Raw genomic sequence first — 13,965 nt, 5'->3', positions numbered from 1 at the left:
ACAGATAATAATACCTATCTATTATAAAAAGGTTAATTTTATGTTTGGTAGTGGCTAGAGGAGAGAGATTGTAGAAAATACGGTAGCCCATTGTCATGATGAGGACCAAATGAGAGAAATCTGCAAGCAAAAGGTGGTTCATAAGCCCAATGAGTGACCAAACGAGAGAAATCTGCAAGCAAAAGGTCGTTCATAAGTCCAATGAGTGACCAAATGAGAGAAATCTGCAAGCAAAAGGTCGTTCATAAGCCTATTGAGTGACCAAACGAGAGAAATCTGCAAGCAAAAGGTCGTTCATAAGCCTAATGAGTGACCAAACGAGAGAAATCTGCAAGCAAAAGGCGTTCATAAGCCCAATGAGTGATCAAATGAGAGAAATCTGCAAGCAAAAGGTCGTTCATAAGTCCAATGAGTGACCAACTGAGAGAAATCTGTAAGCAAAGGTCGTTCATAAGCTTACTGAGTGACCAGTTAAGATAACCAGGAGGAAACGCTCCCATCACTGAAAAAAGAAAAGAATCAGAGCCATTTGCTCTGATTCCAATGTAAGAGTTACTTCGCATAAACGGAATCCACAATCGTCCGATTAAAAGGATTTCCTTCCTTTGTTTTACCTTGAATATCGATAGTAATATTATAGACTTTATTTTTATTCTTTAATTCCAAGCGCTGTGAAAGGTTAGATTTACCGCCTACCGTCCAACGCTTTTCCGTTTGAGGTTTACCAGATTCTGTAACATGATAGGTAGCAGACAAACTGTTAACGTCAAGTTTTTCATCATCAAGTTTCAGTTGGTAGGTCTGTTCTTGTATCCCTTGTGTAGAAGCTATGTTATCTTCTTCCAGATAAGGTTCCGTGTCAAAGTCAGTGATTGCAAGATATGCATTTTCTCCTGAGGAAGATTGCATTTCGATGCTCCATTCCCCTTCATCAGGAGAATCGATAGAAACCGAATAGCTAACAGCGCCTTTAAATACACCCTCTTCTAATGGAGTAATTACTACATCTTTCTTAGCCGGTTTACCGGATGGATCGATAACTTTAAAGTTTGCTAGCTTTTCAGCAGTTAATAGATTAATGGTAATTGTTTGCACATCTTCCTCCACATCCACTGCAAGCACTTCTTTTCCTGCTATAGGGCCGCCTGTTACATAACGATTGGTTTGAGGTGGTGTTATTTCTTCAATTGCTGCGCTTGTAATGGAAGCTTTGCTTACAAGATTATCACCTGCTAAGTAGCCTGCAAAGACTGGGAAGGTCAATCCTGTTCGAACAGTGGAGTGATCCCAAGCACCAATCGCCAATTCGTGGCCTCCTGGCAGGTTGCTGCTTGCTGCAGTGACCACTCCATCATTTGGTCCATAGGAGGATAAATACATGCCGCCAAACCAATTGGAAGAGAATGCAGCACCCCATTCGGTCCCTCCAAGTGTGAAATAGTCATTGAGATAGGCGTTCGGATGACTGTCAGTTTGCATGCGGAAATTTTCCATATAAGCCATCTGCATGGCAGCAGTACCTTCTCCTTGAGCGCCGATTAAATCAGCGAGCCAACTAGCCCAGGAACTGTATGCTAAGTCAGCCAGCTGAGAGCCGTGGTGCGGACTGGATAAGGTAATAATGTTATCAACGTAAGAGGAAACACCATAGTAGGTCAAGGCAGTTTGGGAATCTACACCACCTTTGCTATGTGCAACAATGGTAATGTCCTTACCACCAAAATAATTGGAGATTTCTCGGATTTTGCTGGCTAATAATTGTCCGTTATTCCACATATCCGCATTTTGCCCACCAGCATCATATAGCTGGACAAAAGCAGTTTGATAGCCAGCATTATAGGCAGTTTGATAAAGATCGTTATTTTCCCAGAATACTTGTGCAGTACTATTAAGACCAGGGACAAATAGCAGCACAGGAGCATGAGGATTAAGATTGCCAGGTGTCTCCCCAGCGTACCACTCTCCTGGTGTTTCCTCATTTCCATTATCCACTTTTCCCATTGTAGAAAACACTGGTGATTTTGATGTGATTAACGTAGGAGGTGATGGTACTTCTTCTGCAGAAACGAATGGTGCGGGATAAAGTGCTACTGTAAAAATAATAGCTAAAACTAGAGAAGCTGCGCGTTGAAAAACTTTCATCTTTTCATCTCCCTTTAGATCTTTATTTATAAAAACATCATGGAATCATGATGGGGTTATAGGGAACCGCAGATGAAGATCTTGAAGATGTTTTTTCTGAAGTTTACTTGGTGTGGAACCATCCGTCATAGAGGGGAAACAGGGCTCAATGTCTATTATAAGCTGTTCATATTAAATCTATATGAAGCGGATGTTAAGTTATGTAAGAGGAACTGCAAGAGTGACTTTGTTTTAGGATGGCAATAGATGAAGGCGAATTTAATCAATAGTTTCAATCAAACTTAACCAAACAAACAGCACCCATTCATAAGAATGAGTGCTGTTTGTTCTACGCTACTTCATTTTTTGATCGTTCAACTAACACATGCTGAGGAATTTTCCATAGTTCTGACCATTTCTTAATAGAGGTCATTAGAATCACTAGTCCAAGTACCAGCATAATAATAGAAAGAACACCGTTTAATATATTATAACCAGCAGCTTCTGAATTGAAGTAAACGTTTTTAACCATCCAGTATCCTGCCACGTTTACGGTTACAAAAAGGTATGCAAGTGGAACGAGACATGTTAGCATATACCAACGCTTGTGGGCGATTTTTAATATCACTGTCGCACCAATAATCAGACCAATTGCAGCCATTAATTGGTTAGATACTCCGAATAAGGCCCAAACGGAACTTATATCACCAGAGTAGAGTAAGTATCCCCAGCCCAAGCAGGCCAGCGCACTGGCAATTATATTCGCCCCAACCGATTTTGTATTTCTTAATGGCTTGATAAAGCCGCCAAAGAAATCCTGGATGAGGTAGCGGGCGACCCTTGTTCCTGCATCAATGGCAGTTAGGATAAAGACAGCCTCAAATAATATAACGAATTGATAGAAATAAGATGCCATTGTTTCAAAGAATGGAACACTAGTAAAGATGTGGGTCATCCCAACAGCAAGTGTAACCGCTCCACCTGTTCGGCCTTCAAGGTCCATACCAACATCTTCACTTAATTCTGCAAGATGGACGGTTTCCATGCCCAATGTTGCGTAAGTTTCAGGCGAAGAGTTGATCGCAAAGTAATCTCCTGGTTGTAATGTTACAGCTGCAATTAAAGCCATGACAGCTACTAAACACTCAACAAGCATCGCTCCAAACCCAACTCCTTTAATATCACCCCAGCGGTTGATCATCTTAGGAGTTGTACCAGATCCAACAAATGCGTGAAAGCCAGAGATTGCTCCACAGGCAATGGTAATGGAAATGAACGGCCACACTGGACCTGCGATAACCGGACCACCGCCATTTACAAACTCTGTGAAAGCAGGGAATTGAACAGTAGGATTTACAATAAATACCCCAATAATTAAAGCAGCAAATACGCCTATTTTCATAAATGTACTTAAGTAGTCACGTGGCGCCAAGAGCAGCCAAACTGGTAATGCTGCGGCAAAGAATGCATAGACAGGCAGAGCGATAGCAAGTGTGCTTTTTTCAAGTGTTAAAAAGTCACCAAGCGCTGTGCCTTGAATGTTTGGACCCCAAAGAATAGCTCCCATAATAAGTGCAAAACCGACAATGGTGGCAACTTTTAAATTGCCAGTAAGTTTATGATAGATTCCAACACCGATTGCAATAGGAATCGTGATTCCAACTGCGAACGTTCCCCAAGGGTTTCTTTCAAGTGCCCCTAACACAACTAATGAAAGACCTGCCATTGTAATCGTAATAATAAAAAGCATGGCTAATCCTGTACAGAAACCCGCGACAGGTCCTAATTCTTCTTTTGCAATCTCAGAGAGAGACTTTCCATCTCTTCGCATCGATGCAAAAAGCACAACCATATCATGAACAGCTCCCCCAATTACTGCCCCGATTAATAACCAAAGCAGACCTGGCAAATAGCCAAATTGAGCTGCCAATACAGGACCAACCAATGGTCCAGCAGCAGCGATGGCTGCAAAATGATGACCGAATACAACCCATTTATTGGTAGGTACGTAGTCTTGACCGTCATCTAATTTATGAGCAGGAGTTGGCTTTGTTTCATCCAGTCTTAATACCTTAGCTGCCATAAATGTGCCATATAGACGATAGACGATCAAAAGAATACATGCTGATGCTATCACTATTGTAATCGCATTCATTCCTTCTTCCTCCTTTGTAAAACTATATAAGGATTATTATAAAGAATGAAAATGCATAATGGATGTTTTCAAGGCAGAATACATAATTGGAAAGTTGAATTGCAAGAATTGACAGATGAATTGCAAAAAACATAAAATTATTCAATTCGGTCTGGATTTACGGATTGGTATGTTTTTTCAGATACCGATAATCTGCTTTAATTGCTTTACATAGGTCCGGCTAACCGGAACCTTGGAGCTGTCCTTCATGATTAAATTATAGGTAGAGTTAAACCAAGGCTCTATTTCTGCAATATAATCCAAGTTCACGACATAGCTGCGATGAACGCGCAGTAATGGAATATTGCTTAATTTCTTTTCCAAAACGACCAGTGCTTCATTCACTTTGTATTCCTGCTCTATTGTCTTAATGATGCATTTCCCATTATTAGATTCTAAATATAGGATGTCTGCCTGGGCTAACAGAATAATTCTATCACCTACAAGGACTGGGATTTTTCCGTTGCGATCACCATTTAATAATGGAGGAATAGTAATGTGCTTATTGGTGCCCACCATTTTCTCTGTTTTTTCCAATGTCTTATGAACTCGTTCTTCATCAAAGGGTTTTAAAATATAATCGACTGCATTAAGCTCAAAAGCCTGAAGTGCATATTCATCATAGGCAGTGGCAAACACAATAGCAGGTGTTGAATCCATGGTTTCTAATTCCTTTGCTAAGCTTAGCCCATTATCTTCAGACAGTTCAATATCGAGAAAGACAACGTCAGGTTTCATTTCAGTAATTTCTGTAATTGCATCCTGAACATTGTCACTTTCCCCTAATATTTCTACCCTCTTGCTTCGAACAAGCAGGTATTTTAACTCATCACGTGCTAATGGTTCATCATCGACGATATAGGCTCTAAACAACTTGTTGATCCCCCCTTTTATGATAGAGTGGAAGGGAGATATGGACGGTCGTTCCAATATCTGCTTTACTCTTAATCGTTAAATTTGCTTGGCCGCTATAAATGCCTTTCAGACGCTCGCTAATATTAAAAATGGCGGTACCATTTCCTTTAGTTGACGTTACGACTTGTTTGCCTAATTCCTTCATTCTATCTTCAGAAATCCCTATCCCATTGTCATGAACTATAATTTGCAAATAATTATCCTGCGAGTGAATTTCTATTCTTATTTCTCCTTTGGACTTACTTCGTGGAAATCCATAATGGATGGCATTTTCCACTAAAGGCTGCAAAGTAAATGGCGGAATGTATACTTTTTCAAGATTTGGCTCGATGTCAAAAATAATATCGTACTTGTTTGGAAACCGGGTTTGCTCCAATGAGATGTAGGCTGTAACATTCTTTAGTTCCTTCTCTAAAGGGATTAGCATTTGCTTTGCTCCTTGAAGGTTGCCTCGAATAAACGAACTAAATTCTAACAGCAGTTTACGAGCTTTGTTCGCATCAGTTCGGCAGAGAGCAGAAATTGTGTTAATACTATTAAATAAGAAATGTGGATGAATTTGTGCTTGTAATGCTTTTATTTCTGCATCCTTTAACAGCTTCGCCTGATGCTCTGCTTCAGCAAGCTCCAACTGGGTAGAAAATAGATTAGCAAGACCTTCTGCTAATTGCTGTTGGACATTATCTAATTTCTCAGGATCTGTAAAATATATTTTTAAAGTACCGACGACATGATTCTTTACTTTTAATGGAATCACTATTGCGGCTTCCAATGGGCAATGGTGATGAGAACAAAAGATTTCTGCTTTTGTTCTCGCCACGGATATTTTTTTTCTTTCAATTGTTTTTCTAGTCATACCTGTAATAAGATCTGCCATCGGAACATGGTGATCAGAAGCGGCACCTGCATGAGCAAGCACTTTTTGATCATCTGTTATAGCCACCGCATCGGCATCTGTCAGCTTTAATATAATCGCAGCTATTTCTTTGCACGAATGTGCGTTTAATCCTTGTCGGAAATAGGGAAGTGTTCGATCAGCAATTCGAAAGGCTAGGTTTGTTTGGTTTGCACGCACGGAAACTTCCTCCCGCATGATAGCCTCAATAATGAACATAAACAATAAAGTTCCAAGGCCATTGATTAGGACCATAGGAAGCGCAATAATTTGCACAAGATTAAGAGCATCCGCAAACGGTTTTGCCGTTAGAAGGATGATGAGCATCTGCAATGCTTCGAATGTCATTCCAATCCCGACAGCAAGTAACGGTGTTATCTTTTTCCCGTTCTGCTTCCGCTTTTTGCTTATATACCCAGCTGCCAGTCCTGCTATAATGGTAGAAATGGAACATGAAAAAGCAGTAAATCCTCCAAGTGTGTAACGATGAAGTCCTGTAATCAAGCCAGCGCCTAAGCCGACCACTGGACCACCAAGTAAGGCGCCAATCACTACCCCCATAACCCTCGTATTCGCTAATGCACTCTCAGCATTTACTTCTGTGATCCAGTCTGTTTGATTAAACGCTTGGGAATTAACCTCTATTCCAGTGAAATTACTAATTAAACCAAATGCTCCAAAAAGTAAAATGAGCATCATTTTTTCATATTTATTATGTTCCTTTTGCACCATTTGCCGGAATGATTTCATACGTGAAAGCAGAAAGGCCACAATAACGATAATCCCAACTTTTTCTATCATTAGTGGTACTAAACTAAACATCTAGCCTCATCCTTTGTTATCTAAATTGGAACGCTTCGAATAGTATGAATTATTCTAATTATAGCATCCCAGTCCATAACTAGCACCTGGTTATCGAGGATTATTTGTGAGGAGGAAGTTGCTCCTAAATCGCTTAATGTTCCACAGAGATTGACAGAAGTAAAACGATAACAATAAAAGTTGCGCCAAGAAGAGATAAAATCTTTTCTTATTGAACAAAATTAATGAAAATAACAATTAGAGCTGTTTAACTTTTAAGATATTACTAGTATAATAATTTCGGAATCTAAATGAAGTTGTAAGCTTGTAAAGTTTATCATTTTAGCTGAAAAGCTGATACTAGAATCGATTTGTTTTGATAGGGATAGCAAACATAGAAACAATTTGAAAACTCTTAGAGATCGATTTAACTATCACAGAGGAGAATGAAATGTCATTACATGAAACTTATTATAGGTTACTTATTCTATTTGCAGTTGTCTATCCTTTTTTGATTTTCCCGTTTGGAACGGTTTATTATACTACGGTTAATAAACTAGTATTTTTAATCGTATTTGTTAGTGTAGGCTGGATCATTTATATGAAGAAGTGTAATCACTCCCAAGTACCACCTAAAATCCTATTGGAGTCAACTGGTGGGAAATTAGCATTTCTATTCTTTGGCCTCGTTTTTTTATCAACCATATTTTCAATGGATGTTGCCTCTTCCTTTATCGGAAGCCCTAGAGAATATAATGGGCTTCTTTCATGGTATGGCTTCTTGTCTATGTTTATTTTTACATATCACATCATTAAATCGAATCAGAAATATGCTGTACGGATCATCACTGCTATTGTATGGAGTGCAACGATCATCTCGGTCTATAGTATATTACAGCAGTTGAATCTTCATGAGAGGATGCCATTTCAAAAAAGCTGGGGATTATTTGATAATCCCAATCATCTAGGAACGTATTTAGTTATCATGGTTCTTCTTGCCTTTACATTGCTTCTTATGGCCGGGAACAAGGCTAGTATAACCGTTTATCTGGGCATCATTTTGGTCCTGTTTTTAGCCTTGTTTTATTCAGGATCTCGTGGTGCTTGGCTCAGTGTTGCAATTTGTATGGTACTCTATACCATTGTTGTATGGCCTAAGAAATATTTGTGGAAGCGGTGGGGAGTTATTCTCGCTTCGATGCTGATTGCCTTTTCCATCGTGAATGTGGTGGAAGGCGGCGTTATTTCAAATAGAATAGAAAGTATTACACTTGATATTAAGTCGATTATTACCGAAGATGTCACTAATCAGGAAGCAGAGGATGCGGGATCAGGCCGGTGGGGGATTTGGAAAAAAACATTACCATTCGTAAAAGAGAATATCCTTGTTGGAACAGGTCCAAGCACGTTCTCGCAATTATATTATAGCGGTGAGGAAGCGGGAGGGTTAGATAACTCTCATAATGATTATCTGGAGATAGCATTCAGTATGGGGATTCCGGCACTTATTGTTTATATGATGCTGCTATTTACCGTAATAAAAAAAGGATATCGAGCTGCTGGGAAATCTGATGATAGTGGACAAATTTTTATATATGGATTGCTAATTACGGTAATCGGTTACTTGATTAAAACGAATTTCAATATTAGTACGATAGCTGTGGGTCCATATTTTTGGGTTGTGCTAGCGGTATTGTATGGGTATGCTGGGCGGGAAAGTTTCGTTTCTCCTGAAAGCGGGAAGAATGTCTAATACCTACTAACAGATAATGCGATTGATTAAGAGGAGGTTACATTATGAAATTTATTCATCAATTGTTTTCTCTCTATTATTCAAGGCTTTCAATGGATTGTTTGGACCGCGAACTACAATCAAAGTTATACAGCAAATTCGAATATCATCACTCTAAGCTAGTTGATTAAATGGAGCTCCCCTGTCACTTACAGGGGAGCTCTTTATCTATATAAGCATAGAGTAATTATAGTAAAATAGTGAACATGGATATTACATTGATAGTTGCTGGAAAAGATAGAAGAAGATTGGAGGAATTATTATGCCAACCCCAAGAATAACCATCGTCGGCAGTATAAATATGGATTTAGTAACGACAGTAACTAAGTTTCCCAAGCAAGGTGAAACTGTACTTGGTAAAGAATTTCATACTAGCCCTGGAGGGAAAGGAGCAAATCAAGCAGTTGCTGCTGCTCGCCTGGGAGCGGATGTATCGATTATAGGGAAAGTAGGACATGATGCCTTCGGAAAAGAATTATACCTTCATTTAAAAAAAGAGGGCATACAGATGGATGGTGTTGCTAGAGAAGAATCGGTGAGTACTGGTATTGCTAATATTATTTTATATGATGGTGACAATAGAATTATGGTTGTGCCAGGTGCTAATCATGCAGTTACTCCTGACTATGTGGAGCAATGCAAGGATAAATTATTGGGAAGTGATATGGTTTTAATGCAGCTGGAGATCCCTTTAGAGACGATAAAGTGGTGTGCTGATTTCTGTTATGAACATGGGATTCCATATATTATCAATCCAGCCCCAGCAGCGGAAATACCAGAAGCGGTTTGGACGAAAAGCTTATATATTACTCCAAATGAAGAGGAAGCGGCCCAGCTATTCGGTATAAATGAGGATAAATATAAAAGTAAGCTTATTAAAACATTAGGTAGTAAAGGTGCGCAATATAAGGATAAAATAATTCCAGGTTACCAATCAAAAGTAGTGGATACTACAGGTGCTGGGGATACGTTTAATGGAGCTTTAGCCTTTTACGTAGCTAGTGGGTTGGAAGTGGAAAATGCGATTCGTAGAGCGAATATTGCTGCCTCGATTGCGATAGAAAGAATGGGTGCTCAAGAGGGCATGCCAACATATGACGAAGTGAAGGAGCGCTTAGAAAGCTAGACCAGCCTTACTTTGCATTTATTTGTCATTTCCCAGGAAATGTTCAAAGGGTTTCATTCTTTTTGTCGGAATAACCAGTTACACAGTTTTGCTCTATCCTATTAATAAAAGAACGTCTAGCTTTTTATTGTATATTAATTGATCATTCTATACTATAGTAATGTGCCTCTTGGAGTTTACAAACAAGTATCAAAAGATTCCTGTTTTATTACAAATCTATTAAATGCAAAGAACCTCGTTTAGAAGTGATGAATAGGTGGTACATATAAACTATAAGCAACAGGCTTATAAAATCTATTCTAAAGGAGATGTTCTTAATGGCTAGAAGAAGTAAAAACAATAGCAAGATGTCTCGTGAAGAAGCAGGTCAAAAGGGTGGAAACAAAACAGCAAGAAATCATGATAAAGAGTTCTACCAAGAAATAGGAGAAAAAGGCGGAAAAGCAACATCTAAGAACCATGATAAAGAATTCTATCAAGAAATCGGCCAAAAAGGCGGAGAAACTACAGCAGATAAATATGATCAAGAACACTTTGAGGAGATTGGTCAAAAAGGTGGAGAAACCACTTCAAGAAACCATGACCAGGAGTTCTATGAAGAAATCGGCCAAAAAGGTGGAAAAGCAACATCGAAGAACCACGATAAAGATTTCTACCGTGAAATTGGAAAAAAAGGCGGAAACAGCAGGAACAACAATAACAACTAATCCTGTTTAATATATTAATAGGGAAAGACAGTGAAATGCTGCCTTTCCCTATTTTTATATGATTTGATGGAGCTTACCAACGGTTTATAATTGCTCCAACCATTAGAATCTACAGTCAACCATTGCTGCGCCAAATCAACTAATTGTGATACCTTATCAGAATAGCTAACTATCTAGCTAAGTCACTACTATAATTAAATGCACAAAGGTTAATCCTGTCTCTCAAATCTTAAATAGACTCTATCATCAAATGAGATATTGCCTTTCTGCAGCCCCTTTGTACATTTATACTCCCAAATACATAATGGATCATTTTTAAGTATTTCTTGCAGACGAGCTTCCGATTTCTCCAGTGTGGGCTTTAAAAACGGATAGCCATCTGATGCTAGAACAATCTCTTTTGCGTTGGCCGGTACTTTTACTCTTTTTACTTGGGGGATATGAATATCAAAGCCATCAATCACTTCGAATCCATATTGACTGTTCGTCTCATTTTGCAGGTAATATTGCTGCTGAATCAAGGGCTTTATAAATTCCCAGCCAGTATCCTCAACCATTAAGCTTTCGATCGTTACCCCTTTTTTTAGCTCTGCCTCTAAAAATAAGGATCTAGCATTAGCGGTAATAAAGTCGATTTCCTTCTCATGTTTATACATTTGTCCATCAATTAGAGCTTGGCAATCACCAATTTGCCATATCTCCTGATGGAAATGGCTATAAACCGCTAAGCTGGCAGTAGGTGCAAGTGTCCTGTTTTTTTGCAAATCTTCCAGGATTCCATATTCATGATATACTTTTTTCAAGTCTGTGTTTATGTATGAAATCAAGTCCTCCACACCTATTTTTTCATCAGATATACTCTCTATCGATGATTTAATTACTTCTGCTGCCAAGCGTCCCGGTGTCTTGCCTTTAATTCTCGTACCCCAAACATTGGTAGCTCCGTCAATTACGGCGACGAAATGATCATTAAAGACATACATATCCTCACATAAATCTTCTCTATCCTTTTTTCCTTGATGAAACAATTCAATAAGACGTAATCCCAAAGTGAACACTCCTAATTCTAATTTACTAATAAATTTCTATTTAAATCGATTATTAAATTTCGCTCCTTCTCTGTACCTGGACCATCCTCCTGCAGGCGGAACTGTTCGTTGAATTGCCCGATGCAGGTTGCTTTCTCCTTCATTTCGCTATCTGTTAAGCGATGTGTTTGGTAAGAGAATGTATCCTTGCTAAATTCAAACAATCGTAATGCTGGATCATCCAAAACAGAGCAAAATTGAATGAAATGCCAATTATTTCTTTTTGCGATGGAATCTTCATGTATATGACCATTGATGTAAATTCCAATCCAATCTTTTTTCTTTTCTAGCACAGACCATAACTCTGTTTTAGGATCGACATGATGCATGTCTTCTACTGTATTTTTTGTTGTATTATAAACTGGATGATGGGCTATAATGACGAGTGTTTTCGCTCCCGATTTAGAAATCATGGAGCTCAGCCATTCCTTTTGTTCTTCAGAAATCCATCCACCAAAATTTTTTCTATCCATCTCTCTTCCTGTCTCTAAATAAACAAGAATGACATCCCCGTTTTCATAAAAGCTATTGTTTTTGCAATTTAGTCTGTCATAAATTTCCTTTCTTGAATATTGCAATAAATCATGGTTTCCTAGAACCTGGCGGAAATTTCGATTGTATTTTCTAATCATTCTATATAGATCATCGAACTCAGGTATATCACCTGATGTAGTAATATCCCCCACAGAGAAATATATATCAGCATCTTGTTTGAAAAACTCATTCATATAATAGTTATAAAACGTATCTCTAGTTTTACGTTCTTCTGTCGATAGCAGTTCACCTTGTTTGTTCTTACTTGGAAAATGTAAATCCCCCATACCAATCATCTTAAACATTAATACCCCTCCTTATTTTATCATTTATTATCATTCTATTTGTCTACTATTAACTTAGTATTAATTTAATGTAAACTAATGTAAATATTCAACATGTACATTAAAAAGATGTTATACAAGGTCTCAGCTAGTGCGTTGTTAATATTTACAGATAATTTACAGTGTCTACAAAGTATTTTAATAGAATGAGTTTATACTAAATTCAATGATAAAAATTGATATCCAGTGAAATAAAATGAAATATTACTTTTTGTCATTATTACATATTATTTGGAGGGAATTGGAAATGGAAACAAGAGGTTGGAAGCAATTATTTCTATTATTTGGACTAGCTGCAGTACTTTTCTTAGCTGCTTGTGGCAGCAGTGGAGAAGCGGAAGAAACAGAAGGAACAGCTTCTGAGTCGGAAGAAACTTCAGGAGCAGGCAATTCAGACGATGCCTTAATCGTTTATACCAATTCAAATAGTGATGGACGTGGAGAATGGATAGTAGAAGAGGCAGAGAAGGCTGGCTTTAATATTGAAATCGTTGGAGCTGGTGGGGGAGATGTTACCAATCGCCTAATTTCAGAGAAGGCCAACCCTGTTGCGGATGTTGTGTTTGGTCTAAATCATATGTTTTTTGAACAGTTGCAAGCAGAAGATATTTTAATCCCTTATGCTCCAGCATGGGCAGATGAAGTAGAAGAAGGAATCAACGATGCAGATAGTTACTATCATGGTCTGGTAAAGCAGGCACTGATTTTATCTTATAATCCTGAATTTGTGAAGGAAGCAGATGCACCAGAAAGCTACCTTGAATTAGCGAATGATGAAGCATTTAAAGGTATCTACCAAGCGCGTGATGATCTAGGTTCTGCAACAGCAAAAGTAATTGTAGCAAGTATTCTTGCGCAATTTGCGGATCCAGAAGGGGAACTTGGCATTTCCGATGAAGGCTGGGAAACGATTGAGCGTTACTATGCAAATGGTGTTCAAATTCCAGAAGGAGAAGACTACTTTACGATGTTTGCATCAGGTGATGCCCCAATCGGTACGATGATTTCTGGTGAACTTGCTGCCAAAATGGAGCAATATGATACAGAGCCTGCCTTTATTCACCCTGAAGTTGGAACTCCGCAAGTAGTGGAGAGTATTGCAATTGTCAATGGTACAGAGCAAGAAGAGAAGGCACAAGAATTCGTAGACTGGTTTGGCTCTTCTGATGTTCAAGGTGCTTTTGCTGCTGAGTTCAATGCAATGCCAGCTAATAAAGAAGCAGAAGGACAAATAACTGACTTCCAATCAGAAATCTTTGCAGATGTGAAGCCACAGGAAATAGATTGGGAATTTGTTACAGAGAATATTGATGCTTGGGTAGAAAAATTAGAACTAGAAATCTTTTAATATATAAATAATAGATTAGGATTGAAATACTGATTATTTCAATCCTCTTCTATTAGGCAGGTATGAAAATATAAACTTACTTACCTGCATAAGTGTAACT

The 13,965-nt window shown here is 38.5% G+C and carries 10 protein-coding genes; 4 read left to right on the top strand and 6 right to left on the bottom strand.

All coding sequences use genetic code 11. The annotated features are described in order from the left end of the window. Positions 1-552 precede the first annotated feature (552 nt). The 4 genes from D8M04_RS07310 to D8M04_RS07295 form a co-directional block, all read right to left on the bottom strand. Positions 553-2,142 (bottom strand): esterase/lipase family protein, encoded by a 1,590-nt coding sequence (locus tag D8M04_RS07310; RefSeq protein WP_121522245.1) that lies wholly within the window; start codon positions 2,140-2,142, stop codon positions 553-555. Positions 2,143-2,470: 328 nt separating this feature from the next. Beyond that, positions 2,471-4,276, bottom strand: a complete 1,806-nt coding sequence (locus D8M04_RS07305) for a carbon starvation CstA family protein (RefSeq protein WP_121522244.1) — start codon at positions 4,274-4,276, stop codon at positions 2,471-2,473. Between the two features lie 177 nt (positions 4,277-4,453). Further along, complete coding sequence (locus tag D8M04_RS07300) at positions 4,454-5,188, bottom strand: LytR/AlgR family response regulator transcription factor (protein WP_121522243.1); 735 nt, start codon at positions 5,186-5,188, stop codon at positions 4,454-4,456. Continuing rightward, positions 5,181-6,947, bottom strand: a complete 1,767-nt coding sequence (locus D8M04_RS07295; RefSeq protein ID WP_121522242.1) for a sensor histidine kinase — start codon at positions 6,945-6,947, stop codon at positions 5,181-5,183. Before D8M04_RS07295 ends, D8M04_RS07300 begins: the two co-directional genes overlap by 8 nt. 430 nt (positions 6,948-7,377) lie before the next feature. Here D8M04_RS07295 and D8M04_RS07290 point away from each other — a divergent pair, with 430 nt between their 5' ends. The 3 genes from D8M04_RS07290 to D8M04_RS07280 all read left to right on the top strand — a co-directional run bounded on the left by D8M04_RS07290 (position 7,378) and on the right by D8M04_RS07280 (position 10,551). Continuing rightward, positions 7,378-8,679 (top strand): O-antigen ligase family protein, encoded by a 1,302-nt coding sequence (locus tag D8M04_RS07290; RefSeq protein WP_121522241.1) that lies wholly within the window; start codon positions 7,378-7,380, stop codon positions 8,677-8,679. Positions 8,680-8,980: 301 nt separating this feature from the next. Continuing rightward, on the top strand, positions 8,981-9,844 hold the full coding sequence (rbsK, locus tag D8M04_RS07285; protein WP_121522240.1) for a ribokinase: 864 nt from the start codon (positions 8,981-8,983) through the stop codon (positions 9,842-9,844). A gap of 317 nt (positions 9,845-10,161) precedes the next feature. After that, complete coding sequence (locus tag D8M04_RS07280) at positions 10,162-10,551, top strand: KGG domain-containing protein (protein WP_121522239.1); 390 nt, start codon at positions 10,162-10,164, stop codon at positions 10,549-10,551. A 209-nt stretch (positions 10,552-10,760) separates the two neighbouring features. On the opposite strand, the gene D8M04_RS07275 is transcribed toward D8M04_RS07280, so the two are convergent. Together D8M04_RS07275 and D8M04_RS07270 are read right to left on the bottom strand one after the other, a co-directional pair. Then, positions 10,761-11,600 carry a hypothetical protein gene (locus tag D8M04_RS07275; protein WP_121522238.1) on the bottom strand — a complete coding sequence of 280 codons (840 nt, stop codon included), beginning with the start codon at positions 11,598-11,600 and terminating at the stop codon, positions 10,761-10,763. 17 nt (positions 11,601-11,617) lie between these two features. Next, on the bottom strand, positions 11,618-12,478 hold the full coding sequence (locus D8M04_RS07270; protein WP_121522237.1) for a metallophosphoesterase family protein: 861 nt from the start codon (positions 12,476-12,478) through the stop codon (positions 11,618-11,620). Positions 12,479-12,764: 286 nt separating this feature from the next. On the opposite strand from D8M04_RS07270, the gene D8M04_RS07265 reads away from it, so the two are divergent. After that, positions 12,765-13,865, top strand: coding sequence for an extracellular solute-binding protein (locus D8M04_RS07265; protein ID WP_121522236.1), 1,101 nt, complete (start codon positions 12,765-12,767; stop codon positions 13,863-13,865). The last annotated feature ends 100 nt before the right edge of the window (positions 13,866-13,965 follow it).

It is taken from the genome of Oceanobacillus piezotolerans, assembly GCF_003665065.1.
Taxonomy (GTDB): Bacteria; Bacillota; Bacilli; order Bacillales; family Amphibacillaceae; genus Oceanobacillus; species Oceanobacillus piezotolerans.
This window is presented reverse-complemented; position numbering and strand designations above follow the sequence as displayed.

What these genes read in the sequence shown, in the direction of transcription:
- D8M04_RS07265 (WP_121522236.1), top strand. Translation starts at nt 12,765, where the DNA reads ATGGAAACAAGAGGTTGGAAGCAATTATTTCTATTATTTGGACTAGCT.
- D8M04_RS07305 (WP_121522244.1), bottom strand. Translation starts at nt 4,276, where the DNA reads ATGAATGCGATTACAATAGTGATAGCATCAGCATGTATTCTTTTGATC.
- D8M04_RS07310 (WP_121522245.1), bottom strand. Translation starts at nt 2,142, where the DNA reads ATGAAAGTTTTTCAACGCGCAGCTTCTCTAGTTTTAGCTATTATTTTT.
- rbsK (WP_121522240.1), top strand. Translation starts at nt 8,981, where the DNA reads ATGCCAACCCCAAGAATAACCATCGTCGGCAGTATAAATATGGATTTA.
- D8M04_RS07270 (WP_121522237.1), bottom strand. Translation starts at nt 12,478, where the DNA reads ATGTTTAAGATGATTGGTATGGGGGATTTACATTTTCCAAGTAAGAAC.
- D8M04_RS07280 (WP_121522239.1), top strand. Translation starts at nt 10,162, where the DNA reads ATGGCTAGAAGAAGTAAAAACAATAGCAAGATGTCTCGTGAAGAAGCA.
- D8M04_RS07290 (WP_121522241.1), top strand. Translation starts at nt 7,378, where the DNA reads ATGTCATTACATGAAACTTATTATAGGTTACTTATTCTATTTGCAGTT.
- D8M04_RS07295 (WP_121522242.1), bottom strand. Translation starts at nt 6,947, where the DNA reads ATGTTTAGTTTAGTACCACTAATGATAGAAAAAGTTGGGATTATCGTT.